At 29.2% G+C, this 21,397-nt stretch carries 23 protein-coding genes and 1 pseudogene; 20 read left to right on the top strand and 4 right to left on the bottom strand.

Annotation, left to right across the window (positions count from 1 at the left end; genetic code table 11):
* Window positions 1–116 precede the first annotated feature (116 nt).
* Window positions 117–578 carry a MarR family winged helix-turn-helix transcriptional regulator gene (locus H9661_RS18495; protein WP_143318558.1) on the bottom strand — a complete coding sequence of 154 codons (462 nt, stop codon included), beginning with the start codon at window positions 576–578 and terminating at the stop codon, window positions 117–119.
* Between the two features lie 173 nt (window positions 579–751).
* On the opposite strand from H9661_RS18495, the gene H9661_RS18490 reads away from it, so the two are divergent.
* Entirely contained in the window at window positions 752–1,519 is a 768-nt protein-coding gene (locus H9661_RS18490; RefSeq protein WP_191770276.1) for an EFR1 family ferrodoxin, read from the top strand.
* Between the two features lie 81 nt (window positions 1,520–1,600).
* Here the strand turns inward: H9661_RS18490 and H9661_RS18485 are convergent, their stop codons facing one another.
* Window positions 1,601–2,998: an aspartate ammonia-lyase gene (locus tag H9661_RS18485; RefSeq protein WP_191770274.1), complete on the bottom strand. Its 1,398-nt coding sequence runs from the start codon at window positions 2,996–2,998 to the stop codon at window positions 1,601–1,603.
* A 90-nt stretch (window positions 2,999–3,088) separates the two neighbouring features.
* On the opposite strand from H9661_RS18485, the gene hydF reads away from it, so the two are divergent.
* The 4 genes and pseudogenes from hydF to H9661_RS18465 form a co-directional block, all read left to right on the top strand.
* Window positions 3,089–4,330 carry a [FeFe] hydrogenase H-cluster maturation GTPase HydF gene (gene hydF / locus H9661_RS18480; RefSeq protein ID WP_191770272.1) on the top strand — a complete coding sequence of 414 codons (1,242 nt, stop codon included), beginning with the start codon at window positions 3,089–3,091 and terminating at the stop codon, window positions 4,328–4,330.
* A gap of 236 nt (window positions 4,331–4,566) precedes the next feature.
* Window positions 4,567–5,010: an Lrp/AsnC family transcriptional regulator gene (locus tag H9661_RS18475; RefSeq protein ID WP_143315116.1), complete on the top strand. Its 444-nt coding sequence runs from the start codon at window positions 4,567–4,569 to the stop codon at window positions 5,008–5,010.
* Between the two features lie 165 nt (window positions 5,011–5,175).
* Window positions 5,176–5,892 carry a DsbA family oxidoreductase gene (locus H9661_RS18470; RefSeq protein WP_143315117.1) on the top strand — a complete coding sequence of 239 codons (717 nt, stop codon included), beginning with the start codon at window positions 5,176–5,178 and terminating at the stop codon, window positions 5,890–5,892.
* Window positions 5,893–5,913: 21 nt separating this feature from the next.
* Window positions 5,914–6,144, top strand: a pseudogene (locus H9661_RS18465) (YnfA family protein); the annotation flags it as partial.
* A 141-nt stretch (window positions 6,145–6,285) separates the two neighbouring features.
* Here H9661_RS18465 and H9661_RS18460 read toward each other — a convergent pair.
* Both H9661_RS18460 and H9661_RS18455 read right to left on the bottom strand, forming a co-directional pair.
* A complete protein-coding gene (locus H9661_RS18460; protein ID WP_143315118.1) occupies window positions 6,286–6,792 on the bottom strand; it encodes a hypothetical protein in 507 nt (168 codons plus the stop codon).
* Window positions 6,793–7,001: 209 nt separating this feature from the next.
* On the bottom strand, window positions 7,002–7,952 hold the full coding sequence (locus tag H9661_RS18455) for a hypothetical protein (protein ID WP_143315119.1): 951 nt from the start codon (window positions 7,950–7,952) through the stop codon (window positions 7,002–7,004).
* Window positions 7,953–8,235: 283 nt separating this feature from the next.
* Here H9661_RS18455 and H9661_RS18450 point away from each other — a divergent pair, with 283 nt between their 5' ends.
* The 15 genes from H9661_RS18450 to H9661_RS18380 all read left to right on the top strand — a co-directional run bounded on the left by H9661_RS18450 (window position 8,236) and on the right by H9661_RS18380 (window position 21,011).
* Window positions 8,236–9,744 carry a glycoside hydrolase family 43 protein gene (locus H9661_RS18450; protein ID WP_191770267.1) on the top strand — a complete coding sequence of 503 codons (1,509 nt, stop codon included), beginning with the start codon at window positions 8,236–8,238 and terminating at the stop codon, window positions 9,742–9,744.
* Window positions 9,745–9,839: 95 nt separating this feature from the next.
* A complete protein-coding gene (locus H9661_RS18445; protein WP_191770266.1) occupies window positions 9,840–11,228 on the top strand; it encodes a L,D-transpeptidase family protein in 1,389 nt (462 codons plus the stop codon).
* A gap of 374 nt (window positions 11,229–11,602) precedes the next feature.
* Window positions 11,603–12,607 carry an isocitrate/isopropylmalate dehydrogenase family protein gene (locus tag H9661_RS18440; RefSeq protein WP_143315122.1) on the top strand — a complete coding sequence of 335 codons (1,005 nt, stop codon included), beginning with the start codon at window positions 11,603–11,605 and terminating at the stop codon, window positions 12,605–12,607.
* Window positions 12,608–12,789: 182 nt separating this feature from the next.
* Window positions 12,790–13,176, top strand: a complete 387-nt coding sequence (locus tag H9661_RS18435; protein WP_191770263.1) for a MerR family transcriptional regulator — start codon at window positions 12,790–12,792, stop codon at window positions 13,174–13,176.
* Between the two features lie 171 nt (window positions 13,177–13,347).
* Window positions 13,348–14,328 (top strand): cobalt transporter CbiM, encoded by a 981-nt coding sequence (gene cbiM / locus H9661_RS18430; protein WP_191770261.1) that lies wholly within the window; start codon window positions 13,348–13,350, stop codon window positions 14,326–14,328.
* The gene (locus tag H9661_RS18425; protein ID WP_143315124.1) at window positions 14,329–15,129 is read left to right on the top strand and encodes an energy-coupling factor transporter transmembrane component T family protein; all 801 of its coding nucleotides are present in this window, start codon (window positions 14,329–14,331) and stop codon (window positions 15,127–15,129) included.
* 11 nt (window positions 15,130–15,140) lie between these two features.
* Window positions 15,141–15,866 carry an energy-coupling factor ABC transporter ATP-binding protein gene (locus H9661_RS18420; protein WP_143315125.1) on the top strand — a complete coding sequence of 242 codons (726 nt, stop codon included), beginning with the start codon at window positions 15,141–15,143 and terminating at the stop codon, window positions 15,864–15,866.
* Between the two features lie 59 nt (window positions 15,867–15,925).
* A complete protein-coding gene (locus tag H9661_RS18415) occupies window positions 15,926–16,771 on the top strand; it encodes an aldo/keto reductase (protein ID WP_191770258.1) in 846 nt (281 codons plus the stop codon).
* Between the two features lie 199 nt (window positions 16,772–16,970).
* On the top strand, window positions 16,971–17,303 hold the full coding sequence (locus H9661_RS18410) for an inorganic diphosphatase (RefSeq protein WP_191770256.1): 333 nt from the start codon (window positions 16,971–16,973) through the stop codon (window positions 17,301–17,303).
* Between the two features lie 86 nt (window positions 17,304–17,389).
* Complete coding sequence (locus H9661_RS18405) at window positions 17,390–18,298, top strand: ABC transporter ATP-binding protein (RefSeq protein ID WP_191770254.1); 909 nt, start codon at window positions 17,390–17,392, stop codon at window positions 18,296–18,298.
* Between the two features lie 20 nt (window positions 18,299–18,318).
* Window positions 18,319–19,113, top strand: a complete 795-nt coding sequence (locus tag H9661_RS18400) for an ABC transporter permease subunit (protein WP_143315129.1) — start codon at window positions 18,319–18,321, stop codon at window positions 19,111–19,113.
* A gap of 100 nt (window positions 19,114–19,213) precedes the next feature.
* Entirely contained in the window at window positions 19,214–19,537 is a 324-nt protein-coding gene (locus tag H9661_RS18395) for a GNAT family N-acetyltransferase (protein ID WP_191770252.1), read from the top strand.
* 49 nt (window positions 19,538–19,586) lie between these two features.
* Window positions 19,587–20,099, top strand: coding sequence for a flavin reductase (locus H9661_RS18390; RefSeq protein ID WP_191770250.1), 513 nt, complete (start codon window positions 19,587–19,589; stop codon window positions 20,097–20,099).
* Between the two features lie 393 nt (window positions 20,100–20,492).
* Window positions 20,493–20,642 carry a hypothetical protein gene (locus H9661_RS18385; RefSeq protein WP_191770248.1) on the top strand — a complete coding sequence of 50 codons (150 nt, stop codon included), beginning with the start codon at window positions 20,493–20,495 and terminating at the stop codon, window positions 20,640–20,642.
* A 144-nt stretch (window positions 20,643–20,786) separates the two neighbouring features.
* Window positions 20,787–21,011, top strand: a complete 225-nt coding sequence (locus H9661_RS18380; RefSeq protein ID WP_143315132.1) for a hypothetical protein — start codon at window positions 20,787–20,789, stop codon at window positions 21,009–21,011.
* Window positions 21,012–21,397 lie beyond the last annotated feature (386 nt).

Here is a 21,397-nt window from a genome sequence, read left to right as displayed (position 1 = left end):
AATATAACTGGAAATGAAATTTCCAGTTATAAAACATATCCAATATTCAATTTACACAAGTTATTCTACATCCTCTTTGGTAAAGATTAATTTTATTTTTAAGGCTAAGAATTTATCTAACTATTTTTATCTTTTTTTAAGTCACGAAAATCACTTATTAAACTTAGAATTCTAATTAATTCTTGACTATCCTTTTCTCCAATAAAATCAATTAATTCCTTAAGGTTATTAAAAAACTTATTCTTCATAGATTCGATAGCCTTTTTTCCAGCTGGAGTTGGTTTAACAAGAACTATTCTTCTATCTTTATTATCTGATAATCTTTCTAGGCATTTCTTTTTTTCTAAGGAGTTAATCATATGAGTAACAGCAGCTGGAGTTATGTTTAAAATTGTACTTAATTCAGAGACTTTAACACCTCTAACTTCTGGAGTTATACGTTCAATTATTACCATTAGCAGCGTAAATTCATTTGGTTTTATATGCTCTGACTGGGGTGCTTGCATAACAGTTTTTCTTAAAAGTATGTATTTCTTTGCAATATCCTTTGCAAGAGCAGTTTTTTCATTATCATCCATTTATATTCCCCCATTGATAGTTTCCCACTAAAACGTTTACTAAATGAATTATCATTCTAATAGATAATTTTGTCAAGTCCTATCTTTTTTGTAATATAAATGTAGAATTAATTTTTTCTAAAGTATATAATAAGTTTGAAACAAAAATTTCCAGAATCATTATGGAGGTTAATATGAAGATATTTTATTTTACCGGTACAGGAAACAGTTTATATGTTGCAAAAAGATTTGAAGGAGAATTATACTCAATTCCAAAGATGTTAAAGAATAATGAACTTACCTTTGAAGATGATAAAATAGGTATTATATTTCCTACTTATGCACTTACTGCACCTAAAATAGTTCGTGAATTTATTGAAAAAGTAACGCTGAAAAGTTCATATATTTTTGCTATTTTAACATATGGTAACATGGTAGGTAATGGACCAGCGTGGTTTGTTGAATATGCAAAGAAGAACAATATAACAATACACTATGCCAATAGCTTGCTTATGGTTGATAATTACTTGCCGTTTTTTGATGTAGAAGAACAGAAGCAAAAACCTAAAAATATAGAAGAAAACTTAAGTCACTTATTAAAGGATGTTTCTAAAAAGAAGAATTTTATTAGAAAAGGCTCATTACTAGATAGTATTTTGAATAGTTGTGTTGAGAATGGAAGAAAGTTAATGCAAAACCTTCAATCTCCAAAAAACTTTTTTATTAATGATAAATGTAATGGATGTGGAACTTGCAGTAAGGTATGTCCTAGGAATAATCTTTCATTAAGTAAAGAATCTAATGGGAACAAGCCTATATATGGTACCAATTGTGAATTTTGCCTTTCTTGCGTAAATTTATGCCCTCAGAAAGCTATTAAACTTAAAAAAGAGAAAAATCCTAATGCTCGCTTTAAAAATGAAAATATAACACTAAAAGAAATTATAGATTCTAATGGTTAATAAAAAGCATAATAGTCATATAATTTATAAGGAAACAGGCAGTCTAAATACTGCCTGTTTTTTTATATAAAAGTCTTTAATTTATTTTCCAGATATATGAGTCCTAATTAATTCATTAGGAGATAATATTTTATCTATAGTTTCAATAGGTAATATCTGTTCTTCTAATAAAATTTCTCTTATAGTCTTTCCACTAGATAAAGCCTTTTTGGATACTAGGCTAGCCTTATCATATCCTATATAAGGAACAAGAGCAGTTGCAGAAACTAAGGAGTTTTCCAAGTTTTCTAAACATCTATCTTTATCCATTAAGAGATCATCTATGCATTTTTCTTTAAAAAGCACTACACTTCTATCAAGAAGTTCTAAAGATTCTAATAAACATTCTGCTATAAGTGGGACAAATGCATTTAATTCTAATTGTCCCATGGAGCTTGCCATAGTTATAGCAGTATCATTAGAAATTACCCTTAAGCTAACCTGTGCAACCATTTCAGGAATAACAGGATTAACTTTACCAGGCATAATGGTTGATCCAGCTTGCATCTTAGGTAGTATTATCTCTCCAAATCCACCGCGAGGACCAGAATTAAGTAGCCTTAAATCATTTGAAATCTTAAGAAGATTTACACTACAAGATTTTAATAATCCAGAAGTTTCTACAAAAATATCACAGTTTTGCGTAATATCCATAGGGTAGTCGGATCTTGCGATTCCAAGACCTGTGAGATCTTGAATAATGTCTGTCATCATAAATACATACCTGTTTGTAGCATTAAGACCAGTACCTATTGCAGTACCTCCAAGATTAATCTGCCTCAATCTTTCTTCAACTTTATATATTCTCCATCTATCCCTTTCAATGGCTTTTGCATATGCACCAAACCCTTGACCAGCTGTCATAGGTAAAGCATCCATAAGCTGAGTTCTACCTAGCTTAATTATATCTGCAAAGTCATTTTCTTTAATTTGTAGAGCTTCCTGCAAGGAAGATAAGGAAGTGCTAAGCTTTCTTATTAGTCTAATTGCAGCAATTCTAAGGGCAGAAGGGTAAACATCGTTAGTTGATTGTGACATATTAACATGGTTAAGAGGGTGAACTAAGTCATATTCACCTTTAGCTCCACCTAAAAGTTCAATTGCCCTATTAGCTATAACTTCATTTACGTTCATATTTGTAGATGTACCAGCTCCACCTTGAAATGCACTTACTTTAAATTCATTATCAAATTTTCCATCTATAACTTCTTCACTTGCCTTTATTATTGCATCAGCTTTATCTTCTTGAAGAAATTTTAATTTTTTATTTGTCATAGCAGCAGCTTTTTTTATAAGGGCAATTTCTTTAATAAGATGTAAATTTACAGTCTTGCCACCTAAATCAAAATTTTCTAGTGCTCTTGCTGTATTTATTCCGCTATATGATGAAACTTCTATATTTTTATCACCTAATAAATCTTGTTCTAATCTATAATCCAAAATGAACACTCCTTAAATGTTTTATAATATCTATATTTTATATTATAATAGAAAATATAGATATTAAAATAATTCAAAAGGAGTAATTACATGAGTTTAAATACAACACCCTCTGGAGAAAGAGTACATATTGCTTTATTTGGAAAGACTAATGCAGGTAAATCAAGTATTATAAATGCCCTTACAAATCAAGAAATTTCTATTGTTTCTGATGTAAAAGGCACAACAACTGATCCTGTTTACAAAGCTATAGAAATCTTACCAATAGGACCATGTATGATTATAGATACAGCAGGTCTTGACGATGAAAGTGAACTAGGGGAATCGAGAAAAAAGAAAAGCCTTGAAGTTTTAACAAAGACAAATATTGCATTAATGGTAATAGACAGTACTATTGGAATTACTGAAAATGATAAAGATATAATAAGCAAAATAAAAGAAAAGAAAATACCTATAGTTTGCATTTTTAATAAGGCAGATGAAAAGAGTATGACAAAAGAAGAAATAGCTGATATAGAAAAAGAAATTAGCAGCCCTGTTGTTTCAGTTTCTGCTCTTAATAAAAGTGGAATAGATAATCTTAAGGGAAAAATTATAGAACTACTGCCAGATGATGAAGATAAATTTAAGCTAGTTGGAGATCTTTTAAGTCCAGGTGACATAGTTGTTCTTGTTACACCTATAGATAAGGCAGCTCCTAAAGGAAGGCTTATCTTGCCACAGCAACAAACTATAAGAGATATAATAGAAAGTGATGCTATAGCTATTGTAACTAAGGAACATGAGCTTAGAGAGACCCTTGAAAATTTAAAGAAAAAGCCTAAGCTTGTTATAACTGACTCGCAGGTATTTTTAAAGGCATCAGCAGATACCCCTAAAGATATAATGCTTACATCATTTTCAATATTACAAGCGAGATATAAGGGAGATCTTATTGAACTTGTAAAAGGAGTTAAGGTATTAGAATCCTTAGAAGATGGAGATAATGTACTGATTTCAGAAGGATGCACCCATCACAGACAATGTGATGATATTGGATCAGTAAAAATTCCAAGATGGGTACGTCAAATGACTGGAAAACAGATAAACTTTGAATACTCTTCAGGAAACACATTTACTGAGGATGTAAAGAAATATAAGCTTATTATTCACTGTGGAGGATGTATGCTTAATAGAATGGCTATGCTTTCAAGGATAGAAAGTGCAGTTAAACATGAGATTCCTATTGTTAATTACGGAGTACTTATAGGTTATGTTCAAGGAATTTTAGAAAGAGCCCTTGAGCCATTCCCATTAGTAAAAGAAATTTACGATAATGGTGATTTTATTTAAGATAGATTAAACTAAACCTTTAGTAGATACAAAAATGAGTATCTATTAAAGGTTTTTTATTTTAAAACATTAGATATTATCTAAAAAAATCTCCTTATATTAGAACATTTAACAAAATGTAAGAAAATAACAAAAATATATTGACATAAATAGTAAAAATATGTATACTTCATAACATATTAAAGCAATATGAATGGTACGGAATGGTGTCGAAATTTAAAAGTGGTGGTGTTATTGTGGACAAGGTAGACTTGAAAATTATAAAACTTTTACAAGAAAATGCACGGTATCCTCTAAAAAAACTTTCAGAAGAAGTTTTTCTAACTGCAGCAGCAATATCAGCAAGGATAGAAAAGCTTGAGAAAGCTGGAGTAATTACAGGATATCATGCTTCAATAAACGAATTAGAATTAGGATATAATATAGTAGCTTTTATTAATTTAACTATGACTCCAGAGTTAAAAGCAGAATTTTGTGAGTTTATCCAAGCATGTCCAAATGTTATTGAATGTAACTGTGTTTCAGGAAATTACTCTATGGTTATTAAGGTAGCTTATCAAAGAACGGTTGAACTAGATGTTTTAATAAGTCATCTTCAGAAATATGGAAATACTGAAACTCAAATAGTATTTTCAACACCTGTTAAGTTTAGAGGAATATCAATAATGGATTTTCAGTAAATTAGAATGGTCGGTGTTTTTTTGTGTAATGCAATTTAGTAAAAATGAATACTAGAAATTTCTTCTATTGCTAAAGGCGCTAAAAATGATATATACTGATAATACAAATCACTTGAAAAAAGTTTGCAAGTTGATTTAATAAACAAATCTTTAGGAGGAATGAAAATGAAAATAGAAGTATGGTCCGATTTTGTATGTCCATTTTGCTATATAGGAAAAAGAAGATTAGAAATAGCTTTAAATAAATTTAAACATAAGGATGAAGTTGAAGTGATTTTTAAGAGCTTTGAACTTGATCCAGGAGCTAAAAAGAAATACGATGAAAATATTCATGAGCTTATAGCTAAAAAATATGGAATACCATTAGAACAAGCTAAAGGATCAAATGCTAAGCTAGTAGAACAAGCAAAAGAAGTTGGTCTTAATTTTAACTTTGATGATTTGATTCCAACAAATACTTTTGATGCTCATAGATTATCACATTATGCAAAAACTGAAGGTAAGATGAATGAGTTAGCAGAAAGATTATTAAAGGCATATTTTGTAGATTCCTTAAATCTTTCTGATCACAAAGTATTAGCTGTCCTTGCAGGAGAGGTAGGCCTTAATGAAGAAGAAGCTTTAAAGGTTTTAGAATCAGAGGAGTATGGCACTAATGTAAGAAATGATGAAAAGACTGCCTCAAAACTTAATATAACAGGTGTTCCTTTCTTCGTTTTTAACAATAAATATGCAGTATCTGGAGCACAACCACCTGAATTATTTTTAGAAGTTCTTGAGAAAGTAAAAGCAGAAGAATCTTCTGTGCAGGAAGTAGATATTTTATCAGATGATAGAAATTCAAACTCTGGAATTTGTTCTGATGGTAAATGTGAAATTTAAAGATAAATAACGAGGAGAAAATATGGAATTATAGGAGGAACAATCTTAATTCTGTATGGAGTAATTCCAACATTACAACCTTCGAATTCTAACTTTGGAAAGGTATATGCTGCTTATGGGGGAGTATTTATTGTCTTATCTATACTGTGGGGATGGAAAGTTGATAATGTAATACCTAATAAATTTGATATACTTGGAGGATTAATAGTTTTAGTTGGGGTTCTTGTAATTATGTATGCACCTAGAAGTTAATAAAGCTCTGTAGAAGTCACAATGAAAATAAGTGTATTAAATATCAGTAATTCTGACATATAGATCATGGAATAAAAGTAATGTCTAACTTTAATATAAAGTAAAGCACCAACTTCTAAAAAGTTGATGCTTTTTTAATTTCTAATGACCACCTTTAAAAATATCTCCACCTGGAGTCATATCATTCATCATTCCCATATTACTTGAAGCTAAGGATAATCCTACGAAAATTATTATGGCAACAATAATAACACCAATTAAAACAGTAAATCTTTCTTTCTTTTCTAAATTGAAGTTGTTTTTAATGGCAAAACTTATAAAAGAAATAACTATCCCAAGAGGAATTAGATAAGAAACATATTTAGGACTTTCTTTAAAATGTGATATTCCTCCACTAATCATACCTATACCTATAGCCAAGGTTAACGAAAATATAACAAGTTTTATACTTTCCGTAGGAGACATGTGATTTTGGTTTATTACAACTTCATTAAAAACTGATCCTATAATAAAAAGGCTAAGACCAATAAACAATATAATAGAGTATCTCATCATGTTAAAAGGCATTAACACTATACCGCTAGATGTCATTCCTATTCCTAAGAAATAAATAACATAAACTAAATATTTGTAAATTAAATTTTTCATGTTTTTTTCTCCTGTCATAATCTAAATCAAGTTATTATTAGTATTTTAAAATAAATTTATGTAGAAATTGTGTAGAAAATATATTTTTCTTTAGGTGGGAGATAGTTTATGATTAGTGTTTAAGTAAAGAGCTATATTAGAAAAACAAAAAGTAGACATAGAAAGGCATGTCTACTTTTTGCTTAAATTAAGTTTTAAATTACTTTAAATTATGCAAGAGAATTTAAAGCAGTAGTGAATTTTAAATTGCTAGAACCTTTCATAGAATCTATAACCGCATTCCATTTTTCACTAAGATACTTAACTTCTCTAACTCGAGCATCTCCATCATATTCTCCTTTAGCCAGAAACTTGTTGTATACTGAGGATAGCTGGTCTTTGATTTTATCATCATTTGTCAAATCAATATTTCTATAAAGTTCATCATAGTATCTTTTAGTTGTATGAAAATCATCAGTTCCATTTTTAAGTTCATCCAAGGATTGTTTTGCTTTTTCTCTCCAACCAGCTTGAATAAGTGCGGGATCTGTTGAATTCATAATAGCTGTCTCAAATGTTTCTAAGATTTTTGTATATTTATCAGTTTCATTATTAACGTATTTATCTGATATAGAATTAAATTCCTCACGATATTTTTCAGGTACAAGCTTCTCTGATATATATTTAAGTTCCATTTGGGTTTGACTTATGTGCATACCAAAGGTATTACTATCTTGCTGCTGACCTTGTAGGGACTCTGTTGAGGTAATTATTGCATTTGCAAGGGTTTCTTTCTGCTTGTCACTTAATTCACTCATATTATTTATGCAATTTTCAAAGTCATAATAGGCAAGTGGTTCGCCATTTTTATTTTTAACTATAACTTTTAATTCAGGAGTTCTATTTTCAATTTCATCAAAATCTATCTTTACATTCCTTAGTTTTTTCTTAGCTTCTTCGATGTTTTTCTTTTCTTCATCTGATAGATGTACAGAAGCTTGTCCCTCTTTTGTGCTTAAATCAATGGCTTTTAAAGTATTTAATTTTGGACGACCATTTTGTAAATCATGAACAAAATTAGGATTTCCTTTAGCTATTTTAGCATTTATGCTTTTTATACTTTCACCTTTAACATGTTTGTAAATATCTGTGTAATAATATGATGGAATGTTTATTGACATATCTTTTATCTCCTTAAATTTAATTATTTTTCCTCATAGTTATATACTCGTATCCTTTTAAAGAAAATTAATGCTTAATTAGTATAAAATGTATATATCGGGAGGAACAAACGATTTAGTTGTAAATAAATTAAGTTAAATTATTTAAAATGTAGGTATTTAATAGCATAAAATATGGGTATTTTAGAATTGAGCTTTATGCTATAAGTATTGTAACAACTTAATTTAAAAGAAATCTTACTTATAAACAATTAAATTTATTTATATAATGGGAGGATAGAAAATGAAATATAATAACCCTGTAATTAAAGGATTTTACCCTGACCCTAGCGTATGCAAAGTGGGGGATAAGTATTATCTTGTGTGCAGTACAATGCAATATTTTCCGGGCGTTCCAATATTCCAAAGTGAGGACCTTATTAATTGGCAGCAAATTGGACATTGTCTTACAAGAAAAAGCCAGATAGAATTAAATAAAGTAAAAAGTTCTGGAGGAGTTTTTGCTCCAACAATAAGGTATTTTAATGGAGTTTTTTATATGACTACTACCAATAGCTCTACTGGGCAGAACTTTTATGTAGTGACAGAAGATATTTACGGGGAATGGTCTGAGCCTATCTATGTAGATCAAGGAGGAATAGATCCTTCTTTATACTTTGAAGATGACAAAACATATTTTATGAGCAATGGGAAAGATGATAATGGGATCTGTGGCATAGTTCAGTGTGAAATTGATGTTAAGACAGGTAAAAAGCTAACATCAAGTCGTACAATTTGGCAAGGTTCAGGTGGTCGTTTTCTTGAAGGTCCCCATATGTATAAAATAGGAGAAAAATATTATCTTATGGCAGCTGAAGGAGGAACCGAGTTTGGTCATATGGTAACTTATGCACGTGGAGAATCTCCTTATGGTGATTTTGAAGCATATCCTTATAATCCTGTTCTCACAAACCGTAATTTAGGTGCTTATGAAATACAAGCAGTGGGTCATGGAGATCTTGTTCAAGATAATAGTGGAAACTGGTGGATACTTCATCTTGGTTTCCGTCAAATAGATGAATGGATTCCATATCATCACTTGGGACGAGAAGTTTTTCTTACACCAGTTACCTTTGGAGAGGATGGTTGGTTTACAGCAGGAGATAAAGGTACAACAATCAAAACTTTTGATACAAATCGAATAAATGATAGGGTTATCCAAAGAGAGAAAAAATGCTATACCTTTAAAAATACAGAATGGGATAAGGATTGGTGCTATTTACGTCTGCCTCATTTTGAAAATTATTTACTTGAAGAGAATATGTTAAAGCTGAAAGGAACTGAAATAACCCTTGATGAAGTGGATTCACCAACATTCATAGGGCTACGTCAAAAAGATTTCAATGCAATTATTTCTTGTGATGTAAGTATATCAGAAGGTGAAGCAGGTATTACATTATATATGGATGAAAATCATCATTACGATTTAGCGATACGAAAAAAGAAGAATGGATATGAGGTTATTGAAGGGCTAAATATTGGTGATATTAAATCTATAGAAAAAGTTGTGGATTTAAAAGATATAAATACAGCTTCACTTGTTATTTCTGCAAACAATACTTATTATAACTTCTTTATTGAAAAGGAAGGTAAACAAATTTATCTTGGCAAGGCACAAACTAAATATCTCTCTTCTGAGGTTGCTGGAGGATTTACAGGTGTTATTATTGGTTTATATGCCTATGATAAAAACTGTACCAATTATGGGGAGTTTACAAACTTCAAGTGCCAGTATAGTGAAAATGGTGAATAATTAACATACTAGGTATTAATATAAAAATACAATCATAATATAAATTAATTATTATGTTTATAATAGAAAGTATTTTTGATGAAGGATATCAATATATGAAAAGTATAAAAGCAGTTTTAAAAAGTAAGCCTATAGGAAAGATAATTATCATAGTAGCTTCCATTATGTTATCATACTTACTCATATCATTATTGTTTACAACTCATTATTTTTTTAATACAACAATAAATGGAGTAAATGTATCTTTAAAATCACTAGATGATACAAACAATATAATTAAAACTTATATAAAAGATTATAAGTTAAAATTGATAGAAAGGGATGGAGAAACAGAAGAAATATTAGGACAAGATATAGGAATGCAGTATAATGAGAAAAATAATATTTCAGAAATTCATAAAAAACAAAATCAATTTAAGTGGATAAGTTCTTTTTTTAGTAACCAAGAATATTATTTAGATGATTTATTTCTTTATAATAAAGAAGCTTTAGAAAATAGAATAAGTAAATTAAATTGTCTAAACAAAGAAGTTATAGAACCTAAAAATGTGAGCTTTGAATATTCAAATGGTTCCTACGAAGAAGTTAAAGAAGTATATGGAAATAAGATATATAAAGATAAGTTAAATGAAGCTATAACCTTAAGTATATCAAAAGGAAACATAACCTTAGATTTAGATGAAAATCTCTGTTATGACAATCCAAAATACACTTTAAGTTCAAGAAAAACTATGACAACTAAGAATTTACTTAATAAATGTATATCAGCAAAAATAACTTATTTATTTGGAGACAAGAGAGAGATTCTAGATAGTGATACAATAAATAAGTGGCTCAGTGTTGATGAAAATTTAGATGTAGTTATAAACGAAAAACTAATTAAGGAATATGTTGAAGCTTTAGGCAAAAAATATGACACAGTTGGTATTTCGAGAAAAATAAAAGCATCAACTGGTAAAATCATAGAGGTTAACGGTGGCTTTTATGGATGGAAAATTAATTGTGCTGCTGAGAAAAAATCACTATTAGAAAGTATAAAACAGGGCGAATCTCTTGAAAAGGAACCTATATATTCACAAAAGGGTGTATGTAGAGAAGAAAATGATATTGGAAGTTCTTATGTAGAAATTAATATAACAAGACAACATTTGTGGTTTTATAAAAATGGGAAACTTATAACTCAAGGTGAAGTGGTAACAGGTGATCCAAGTAAAGGAAATTCCACAAAGCTTGGGGTGTATATGGTTAACTACAAAGAAAAAGACTCAACCTTAAGAGGTGATAATTATGAGTCAAAGGTAACTTATTGGATGCCTTTTAACGGAAATATAGGAATACATGATGCAAGCTGGAGATATTCCTTTGGAGGGAATATATATATAGGAAATGGAACTCATGGCTGTGTAAATGCACCATTATATTTAGCTAAAACAATTTTTAATAATATAGAAGAAGGTACGCCTATTATTTGTTATGAAGAATAGAGACGTAGTAGTATTAACTAGTAAAAAAGCTAAATGACTAACAATAAGCATAGTCATTCAGCTTTTCTTTTTTAGTTACTAAACTGATTTTACTTGATTATTACCTTTATCTTGATTATTTCTTCCCTTCATTTTATCAACATTGCTCTTGTCATTCTTGTTTCTATTATATTGAGAGCTACCCATTAACATCACCACCTTCATTTTTTATTATTCACGGAAAAAGTTTGCTTTATTCATATATAGAAATAAGTTCGCCCCTCAAACAGTGGTGATAATAAGTAATGGCAGAAAATATTTAATAAAGATGGAAAAAGAAAAATAATATATGATATAATCACTATGAGTATTAAATTACAAAAGGGGGCATTACAATGTATAGGATAACACTTGTACCAGGAGATGGCATCGGGCCTGAGGTTGCAAATGCAACAAAAAGGCTAATAGATGCTACAGGAGTTAAGATTACTTGGGACATACAAGATGCAGGAGAAAATATGATTAAGGAGCATGGAACTCCATTACCTGAATCTGTAAAAGAATCTATAAAAAATAACAAAATCGCTTTAAAAGGACCAATCACAACACCAGTTGGGACAGGGTTTAGAAGTGTTAATGTTGCACTTAGAAAAGAGTTCGATTTATATGCTAATGTTAGACCTGCTAAAACATATAAAGGTATACCATCAAGATATGAAAATGTGGATATTATTATAGTAAGAGAGAATACTGAAGATCTATATGCAGGTGTAGAACATATGATTGGGGAAGATGCAGCTGAAAGTATTAAGATATTTACTAGAAAAGGCTGTGAAAGAATTATAAGATATGCTTTTGAGTTTGCAAGAAAAGAAGGAAGAAAAAAAGTAACTGCTGTACATAAAGCTAATATAATGAAATGTACTGATGGTATGTTTTTAAATATTGCTAGGGAGATTTCAAAGGAGTACCTAGACATAGAATTTGAAGACATGATAGTAGATGCAATGTGTATGAACTTAGTTCAAAATCCAGAAAAATACGATGTTTTAGTATTACCTAATCTTTATGGTGATATAGTATCTGATTTATGTGCTGGTCTTGTTGGTGGCTTAGGAGTTGCACCTGGTGCAAATCTTGGAAAAGATATAGCAATATTTGAAGCTGTACATGGAAGTGCTCCAACTATTGCTGGGAAAAACTTAGCAAACCCAACAGCTATGATGCTTTCTGGAGTTCAAATGCTAAGATACTTAGGAGAAACAGAGGCTGCTAATAAAATTGAGAAAGCTATTTCAAAAGTTCTTGGAGAAGGTAAGTATGTTACAAGTGATTTAGGCGGACAATTAGGAACAACTGAATTCACTGATAAAATTATAGAAACACTTTCAGAAGTTTAGTAGTGATTAAATAAATATAAGAATATAAAAGAAGGAGAAACCTAGATTGTGGTTGCTCCTTCTTATTTTTATTTAAAGAATTTTGTAGATACAAAAAACACTTGACTTAGAGTTAACTCTAACATATATGATGGTTTTGAGAGAAAGATATAATTCTAAAGAACAAAAGGAGGTAATTTCATATGACTATTACAGAAGTAAGTAAAAAATATGAACTTTCAGCAGATACACTTCGCTATTATGAGCGTGTAAAACTAATTCCTGAAGTTAATCGTAATAAAAATGGAATAAGGGATTATACAGAAGAAGATTGTAGATGGGTAGAATTTATCAAATGTATGAGAAGTGCAGGACTTCCTATTGAAGCATTAATTGAATATGTTGCACTCTTTCAAGAGGGTGATGAAACTATCGAGGCAAGAAAGAATATATTAAAGGAACAACGTAAGCATCTGAAAGAAAAAATGGAAAATATGAAGGCAACATTAGAACGACTAGATTATAAAATAGAAAGATATGAAAAAGGCATAGTTACGAAAATAAATGAAGTAAAAAGAATAGATGATTAGTATTTTCTACATAATAGATATAAAAATATAAAATTAAGACCTCTTTACACTTATTTTAAATTAAAAAGTGTAAAGAGGTTTTTTAGTTTAATAAGATTTGACTTAGAGTTAAAAAAACATTAATAAGGTAACAATCTAATTAATATAATTGATTCTAAGGAGGATTTGTTTATGCATATACCTGATAATTATTTAAGCCCATCAACTTGTGCTGTTTTTGGAGCAATTATGATACCTATATGGAGAAAAGTAAGTTTAAAAATAAAAGCTGAAATAACAAGAGAGAAAATGCCTCTCCTTGGGGTAGCAGCAGCTTTTTCATTTTTAATAATGATGTTTAATATCCCTCTTCCAGGAGGAACTACAGGACATGCTATTGGAGGTGCTCTTGTTGCTATTATGCTTGGACCTTATGTTGCTGTTATAACAGTTACTATAGCTCTTGTAATTCAGGCATTATTTTTTGGAGATGGAGGGATTTTATCGCTAGGAGTAAATTGTTTTAATATGGCTTTTATAATGCCATTTACAGCGTTTTATTTATTTAAACTAACAAAAAAAATCTTTAAAACACAAAATGGAGAATATATTGGAGCATTTCTTGGAGGATATATTTCTGTAAATATGGCAGCGTTACTTGCAGCTATTGAATTTGGTATCCAACCAATTTTATTTAAAGATTCTTTAGGCTTGCCATTATATAGTCCATATAGTTTGGCTATTTCTATTCCAGCTATGATGATACCTCATTTATTATTAGTTGGAATTTTAGAAGGGATAATTACTGTAGGTGCCTATAGTTATATAAAAAAAGTATCCCCAGATATAATATACAAAGGAAAAACAAGCAAAATAAAACCTTTATACATTATAATATCAATTCTTATTATAGCTACTCCATTAGGTCTTTTAGCAAGCGGAACAGCTTGGGGAGAATGGGGAATAGAAGAAATACAGAATATTATAGGCTTTATACCAAAGGGGATGGAAGAAGGACTACAATTTAATTCTCCAATTCCAGATTATAACTTTGGATTTTTTAATGAATATTTGGGATATATTTTATCAGCCTTATTAGGAGTATTATTCATATTGATCATTTTTATGGTTATGGGCAAAGTAAATTTCAAGAGAAATAAAAAAGGTGATTAAATGATTCCAAAATGGCTTTCAGAAAAGGATAATTATATCCCAAGGAAGGAAAAAAACTCATACATTGAAAAAAGCATTTTCTCCTTAATTAAGACAATTTCTATAATCAGACAAAGTAAAGATCAAGACAAACTAATTTATTCAATAAATCCAACATTGAAGGTCATAAGTATTATAGTAATTATACTTTGTGTATCTCTTTCAAGAAGTTTTCAATATACATTGGTAGTAGATATATATGTGTTGATTAACCTTTTTCTCATGGAAAAGAAATCAAGAAAGGGGATAATGGCTAAAAGTCTAATATTTCCTTTACTAACTTTAATAGCATTACTTCCATCTATGTTTTATGGGAATATACTTAATAGTTTGGTAATTTTTCAAAAGCTACTTATAACTATATTACTTATAAATTTGTTATCCCATAATACTAAATGGAGTGAGATTAGTAAGTCATTAAAACTATTGTTTATACCAGATACATTTATATTGATTATAGATATAACCATAAAATATATAGTTCTTTTAGGAGAATATTCTATTAATCTTTTATATGCATTAAAACTTAGGTCAATTGGCATAACTTTAAATAAATATAATTCTCTCACAGGAATAATGGGAAATTTATTTATTAAGTCTTATAAAATGAGTGAAGAGATGTACCATGCTATGGAATGTAGAGGGTTTATAGGAGAATATTCTACAAAGGTAAATTTAAAATTCAAGAAAATAGACTATGCATATTTGCTCATAAATATAATTTTGTTTAGTCTATTTTTATGTACAGTAGTAAAAAGTTAAGGGGAATTTTCATGATAAAAATAGAGAATGTTTCATTTGCATATAAAAATAAAATAGCTCTTGATAATGTAAATATTAATATAAATGAAGGTGAATCTATAGCCATTATTGGACCAAATGGAAGTGGGAAGTCCACTTTTTTAAAATTATTAAACGGCATTATTTTTTCAAACAAAGGTAAGTATATATTTGATGATACTGAAATAAATGAAGAAACATTAAAGGATACCAAATACTTAAAGTTATTTCATAAAAGGCTGGGATTTGTATTTCAGAATTCAGACACTCAGTTATTTTGTTCTACTGTATTTGAAGAAGTATCATTTGGACTTTTGCAAATGGAACTTTCTGAGGATGAGGTGGATAAAAGAGTAGGTGATTGTTTAAGTCTTCTTAACATAGAAAAGCTTAAGGATGAACATCCATATAATTTAAGTGCAGGAGAAAAGAAAAGAGTTGCACTTGCTAGTGTTTTAGCCATGAATCCAGAAGTGATAATTTTGGACGAGCCAATGAATGGAATAGATCCAAAAGGAAAAAGATTTTTAAATGAGTTATTAGCGGCTCTGAATAAAAGCGGTAAAACCATAATTTGTGCAACTCATGATTTTGAATATGTAGAAGGCATTTTTAATAGAGCTATTGCATTTTCAGAAGATCATAAAATAGCAAGAGACGATAAATACGAAAATATTATAAATGACAAAGATTTTCTAAGAAGCTATAACATTATATAAAAGAGTTGACTTAGAAGTTCTATCTAGTTAGGAAAAATCTGAATAAAGGAGAAATTAGTATGGAATATGTAAAATTGAACAATGGTGTAAAAATGCCAGTACTAGGTTATGGAGTGTATCAGATCGTAGAGCAAGAAGAATGTGAAAGATGTGTGTTAGATGCAATTAGTGTAGGTTATCGTTCAATTGATACTGCCCAAGCTTATGGCAACGAAATGGCTGTTGGAAGAGCAATAAAGAAATCAGGGGTACCTAGAGAAGAGTTATTCATCACTACAAAGGTATGGATTTCTAATGCAGGCTATGAAAAAGCTAAGAAATCTATTGAAGAATCATTAAAAAAACTCCAATTAGATTATTTAGATTTATTATTGATACACCAACCTTTTGGTGATTACTATGGAACATATAGAGCTATGGAAGAATTATATAAAGACGGTAAAATCAAAGCCATAGGTGTTAGTAATTTCTATCCAGATAGATTAATTGATTTAATTCAATTTAATGAAATTGTTCCAGCAATTAACCAAGTTGAGACACATCGATTTAATCAACAAGTAAAAGCTCAAGAAATTATGAATAAATATGGCGTACAAATTGAGTCTTGGGCTCCTTTTGCTGAAGGTAAAAATGATATGTTCATGAATGGAACTCTTAAGGCAATTGGAGATAAATATAATAAATCCAATGCACAGGTTGCCTTAAGATACTTAATTCAAAGAGGTGTAGTTGTCATTCCTAAAACAGTAAATAAAGATAGAATGATTGAAAATTTTGATGTGTTTGATTTCAAGTTATCAAAGGATGATATGGATATAATAGCTAAGTTGGACAAAAAGGAAAGTTCATTTTTCTCTCATTATGATCCCAAAATAGTAGAATTTATAACAAGTTTAGCAAGATAAGATAAATTATTATATAAATAGCATGTGCTTTATAAGTTTAACGTAACTTCATTATATAAATACATTATTTATGCCATCGGATTTAGAAAGTCTGGTGGCATTTTTATCTTTCAAAATATATCAAAAAGTTTTTGAACTTTTTTTTTAATTATGCGTTTAATAAATGAGAGATGAAAATAAAAGATTAGGAGAGAATTATATGGAATCTTATTTAGGTAAATTTGTTAAAGTTAAAATGGACAGACCATTGGGTTCTAAGCACCCTAAACATAACTTTATATACTCTTTAAATTATGGCTTTATCCCTAATACAACAGCAGGAGATGGGGAAGAGATTGATGTATATATTATTGGAGAATTTGAACCTTTAGAAACATATGAAGGATATGTTGTAGCAATAATAAAAAGAATAAATGATATTGAATATAAATTAGTGGTTTGTAAAGAATTAAACAAATATAGCAAAGATCAGATAAAAGCATTAGTGGAATTTCAAGAAAGATTTTTTGAATCTACTATAATAACTTATTAGACATTAAAAAGTGTCTATATTCAAAGGAGGTGAACTTTAGTAAGAGTTTTATAAGTTGTAATACAATCTCTTACTAAAGATAATTTATGAATGCAATAAATATAGAAAATCTTAGTAAATCCTATGATGGAAAGACTAATGTATTGAAAAATATAAATTTAAGTATACCAAAAGGTGAGATATTTGGCTTTCTTGGCCCTAATGGTTCTGGAAAAACAACTACAGTTAGAATTTTAAATGGAATTCTTTCTTTAACCTCAGGATATGCTGAGATTTTAGGAATTCCTGCAAATGAAAATAATCTGGATATTCATAGATTATGTGGAGTTATGACTGAGAGCTCTTCCTGTTATGAAAATCTCACTGCTGAAGAAAATTTATTGTTTTTTGGAAAGATGCATGGAGTTGAAGAAAGATCCCTTAAAGAAAGTACAAATACTATATTAAAAAGACTGGATTTACTAGATGTAAAAGATAAAAAAGTGAAGTCATTTAGTACAGGAATGAGAAAGAGAATTTCTTTAGGAATAGCATTAATTCATAATCCTAAGATTTTATTCCTTGATGAACCTACCTCTGGCTTAGATCCAGAAAATGCACTAAATGTTACAAGGCTTATAAAAGAGCTTGCTGAGGAAAATCAGGTTACAATTTTTCTTTGCACTCATCAATTAAAATATGCTGAAGATATCTGTACTTTATATGGTTTTATTAATGATGGAAATATCTTAGGCTTTGGTACATTTCATGAGCTTGCCTCAAGAAAAAATGCTGGTCTTAGGTTAAGGGTTAGAGGGAAAAATATTTCTAAAGAATTTGGGCTTATCCATGAAGGTAATGATATATACAGTAAACTTATTTTAGGAGACAAAGAGGCAAATCTTTTAATACAAGGCATACTTACAAATGGCGGTGAAATTTATGAAGCCATGCAGCAGAAATGGTCTTTGGAAGAATTGTATTTTAAATATATAAAAGGAAATTCTAATATTTAAGGTTATGGAGTGGTTAGAATATGAATAGAAATGAAAAAGCTTTAATATGGAAAGATATAAATGAAATAACAAAAGCAAAACGTGTTATTATGCCTATGACTATTGTCCCACTTATTATGGTAGTAATTATACCTTTAGGGATGTTGATAGGTATAAAATTTATGGGAAATGATTCAAGTATGCTTACAAAGATGGCTCCTCTTATAGAAAAATTACCTTCTGAATATGCAGATTACAATCAAGCTCAGCTTTTAATAAAAATAATTATAGATTTTATGTTTCCGTCATACTTTCTTATAATTCCAATAATGTGCTCAGCAGTTATTGGAGCCAGTAGTTTTGTTGGAGAGAAGGAACATAAGACTTTGGAATCTTTGCTTTACACACCGATATCTATGGAAGAACTTCTTAGGGCAAAGATTTTAGGAGTTTTTATACCTTCTTATATTGTAACTTTAATTTCGTTTGTAGTCTTTGGAATAATAATTAATGTAGGAGGTTTTATATATTTTGGAGGACTTATATTTCCAGATGTAAAATGGCTCATAATTATAATATTGATTTCTCCTGCAATGAATTTATTATCCTTAATATTTACTGTGAGAATATCAGCAAAATCTGAAAGTTTTCAAGAAGCTCAACAGGTAAGTGGACTTCTTGTCATTCCAGTGATTCTTATATTAATAGGCCAAATGACAGGTATGTTTTTACTTAATAACTTTGCAATGCTAATAGGGGGAGTTGTTATTTTATTACTCGATTATATATTGATAAAGAAGATTTCCTCTAAGTTTGTACCTGAAAAACTAATATAAATATCTTACTGCTAAAAAGAAATTTTGATAAATGAGTATATTGTTGCTAAAATTAAGTTATAACTATTATTAATAGATAAACTAAATAAGGAGGCAGAATATGGATTGGAAATATGAAAACAACAAGATATATAGTGTAGATGAAAAAGGTGACTTAATGGCAGAAGCAACCTTTACCCACAAAAATAATGGAGAAATAGATATAGATCACGTTTATGTTAATCCAGTGCTAAGAGGAAAAGGTGTAGCTGGCAAAATAATGGAGGTTATGGTAAATTATCTAAGAGAAAATAAACTTAAAACAACAGCTACTTGTTCATATGCTAATGGTTGGTTTAAAAAGAATGAAGAAGAGTATTCTGATGTGATTTCAAAGGATATGTGGGATCAACCTATTGCATGTAGAATAAATGGAAAGCATTAGTATATAAATTTATATATAGATTTTTAAATTTTAGTTTGGGGGTATATTTATGAATAAATTTAAATCAATTTCAGCAGATTCTTTTGATTTTAGTCCATTTAAGATGATAGGAAAAGATAGCATGCTTATTACAGCAGAAAAAGATGGAAAAGTAAACAGCATGACTGCATCATGGGGTGGACTAGGAGTTATGTGGAGGAAAAATGTAGCTTATATCGTAGTTAGAAATAGTCGTTACACAAAGGAATTTATAGATGCTTCAAATTCCTTTTCTCTTTCATTTTTTGAGCCTAATAAATATGGTGAAGTACTAAGATATATGGGAACAGTATCTGGAAGAGATGAAGATAAGATTAAAGGAGCCAATGTTACAGTAGGTTATTATGAAGGAGTTCCTTATATTGATGAAGCTTCAATAGTTTTAGTATGCAAAAAGATGAGCTGTCAAACAATTACTCCAGACAGTTTTGTTATGGATGATTTGGAAGAAAAATTTTATAAGGATAAGGATTATCATAATCTTTATATTGGAGAAATTATTGAAATTATGAGACAAGAATAAGATAGATATGATTTATTGCTGATAAATCATATTCTAATATTCATATATTGTGATATTCTAGTATTCTTATATTCTTAAGAATATGCTGGTAAAATGCGCTTTGAGCTCTATTTGTATCCTTAAATAAGAATCAAAAGAGCTATAGCAGTAAACTAATAAAGAAACAAAGACTTATTATGTACAGGACAAGCATCTATTGAAGGATAAAGTGAGGGAAAACTCATTTTATTTTAGAAAGAGATGTTATGTCCTTTTTTCATTCCGCTGTACATTATGTTGTACCGAAGAAGACAGTAAAAGAAAGTGTGTAGAATTATCTACCAAATGGAAGGCAATATTATTATTTATAGAATGATATGGAGACTACGCTCAAAGAGTTGGTAAAAGACATTGATGATAAGGCAGTTATTCTTGAAATTGATACTAAAAAGGCTTTGGATGAAAGAAATTAATGAAACTAATACATTATGGACAGAAGTTGAAATCGAAGAATTAGAAGCTCGTGAAGAGTATATTACATGTTTATGTTGTTGGCGAATATAATTAGTTTGTTAACATATTTTGGATAATCTAAAATAAAATTAGATCATTTAGAGCATGTTTTTCATTAGTAAGAAACTACATAAGGTAGGAAATTACCTATTTTGTGTAGTTTCTTTAAAATATTATATCAAGGAGAGGAAACAAATGAGTGTTTTAACAAAATATATCTCATTATATGAATTAGATGGTGAAAATACTTTAATGTTAAATGCATTATTTGGAGCAATTGATGTAATTGATACAGAAACAAAAGGAAAAATTGAACGTATAAAAAGTATGGAGAATTTAGATGAGAAATTTATAGGCGAGAATCTAATGAAATCTTTAAGGAATAGGGATATATATTTTCTAGTCACGAGGAAGAATTAGAAGAAGTAAAACGCCAAAAAAATGCATGAATATTTATGTGAAATTGCAATTCTACATGTAATTTGTCCAACCATGTTTTGTAATTTAAAATATAGTTACTGTTTTGAACTAAAACATATAAAAGATAATACAACTGTGATGATGCAGTAGTGGTTAGAAATATTAATAAAATTGATTTCTAAAATTAAACCATATTTAAAACGTTTTAAAAGTAGCTAAGATAAAAAATACTATTCAATTTATATAGAGTGAAGCAATAGCTATATATTATACTGAGGATGTAGAATAACTTGTGTAAATTGAATATTAGATATGTTTTATAACTGGAAATTTCATTTCCAGTTATATTTTTATCTTTCTTTTCAAATACTAAAACTGGATAGTAC

The sequence above is a fragment of the Clostridium cibarium genome (genome assembly GCF_014836335.1).
Lineage (GTDB): Bacteria > Bacillota > Clostridia > Clostridiales > Clostridiaceae > Clostridium > Clostridium cibarium.
The sequence above is the reverse complement of the archived record's forward strand: the minus strand, read 5'-3'. Positions and strand labels throughout refer to the sequence as shown.

Bases quoted from the DNA above. Each gene is read 5' to 3' on its own strand.
- H9661_RS18495 (WP_143318558.1), bottom strand. From the start codon at position 578: ATGGATGATAATGAAAAAACTGCTCTTGCAAAGGATATTGCAAAGAAA.
- H9661_RS18490 (WP_191770276.1), top strand. From the start codon at position 752: ATGAAGATATTTTATTTTACCGGTACAGGAAACAGTTTATATGTTGCA.
- hydF (WP_191770272.1), top strand. From the start codon at position 3,089: ATGAGTTTAAATACAACACCCTCTGGAGAAAGAGTACATATTGCTTTA.
- H9661_RS18470 (WP_143315117.1), top strand. From the start codon at position 5,176: ATGAAAATAGAAGTATGGTCCGATTTTGTATGTCCATTTTGCTATATA.
- H9661_RS18460 (WP_143315118.1), bottom strand. From the start codon at position 6,792: ATGAAAAATTTAATTTACAAATATTTAGTTTATGTTATTTATTTCTTA.
- H9661_RS18455 (WP_143315119.1), bottom strand. From the start codon at position 7,952: ATGTCAATAAACATTCCATCATATTATTACACAGATATTTACAAACAT.
- H9661_RS18450 (WP_191770267.1), top strand. From the start codon at position 8,236: ATGAAATATAATAACCCTGTAATTAAAGGATTTTACCCTGACCCTAGC.
- H9661_RS18445 (WP_191770266.1), top strand. From the start codon at position 9,840: ATGAAAAGTATAAAAGCAGTTTTAAAAAGTAAGCCTATAGGAAAGATA.
- H9661_RS18440 (WP_143315122.1), top strand. From the start codon at position 11,603: ATGTATAGGATAACACTTGTACCAGGAGATGGCATCGGGCCTGAGGTT.
- H9661_RS18435 (WP_191770263.1), top strand. From the start codon at position 12,790: ATGACTATTACAGAAGTAAGTAAAAAATATGAACTTTCAGCAGATACA.
- cbiM (WP_191770261.1), top strand. From the start codon at position 13,348: ATGCATATACCTGATAATTATTTAAGCCCATCAACTTGTGCTGTTTTT.
- H9661_RS18425 (WP_143315124.1), top strand. From the start codon at position 14,329: ATGATTCCAAAATGGCTTTCAGAAAAGGATAATTATATCCCAAGGAAG.
- H9661_RS18420 (WP_143315125.1), top strand. From the start codon at position 15,141: ATGATAAAAATAGAGAATGTTTCATTTGCATATAAAAATAAAATAGCT.
- H9661_RS18415 (WP_191770258.1), top strand. From the start codon at position 15,926: ATGGAATATGTAAAATTGAACAATGGTGTAAAAATGCCAGTACTAGGT.
- H9661_RS18410 (WP_191770256.1), top strand. From the start codon at position 16,971: ATGGAATCTTATTTAGGTAAATTTGTTAAAGTTAAAATGGACAGACCA.
- H9661_RS18405 (WP_191770254.1), top strand. From the start codon at position 17,390: ATGAATGCAATAAATATAGAAAATCTTAGTAAATCCTATGATGGAAAG.
- H9661_RS18400 (WP_143315129.1), top strand. From the start codon at position 18,319: ATGAATAGAAATGAAAAAGCTTTAATATGGAAAGATATAAATGAAATA.
- H9661_RS18395 (WP_191770252.1), top strand. From the start codon at position 19,214: ATGGATTGGAAATATGAAAACAACAAGATATATAGTGTAGATGAAAAA.
- H9661_RS18390 (WP_191770250.1), top strand. From the start codon at position 19,587: ATGAATAAATTTAAATCAATTTCAGCAGATTCTTTTGATTTTAGTCCA.
- H9661_RS18385 (WP_191770248.1), top strand. From the start codon at position 20,493: ATGATAAGGCAGTTATTCTTGAAATTGATACTAAAAAGGCTTTGGATG.
- H9661_RS18380 (WP_143315132.1), top strand. From the start codon at position 20,787: ATGAGTGTTTTAACAAAATATATCTCATTATATGAATTAGATGGTGAA.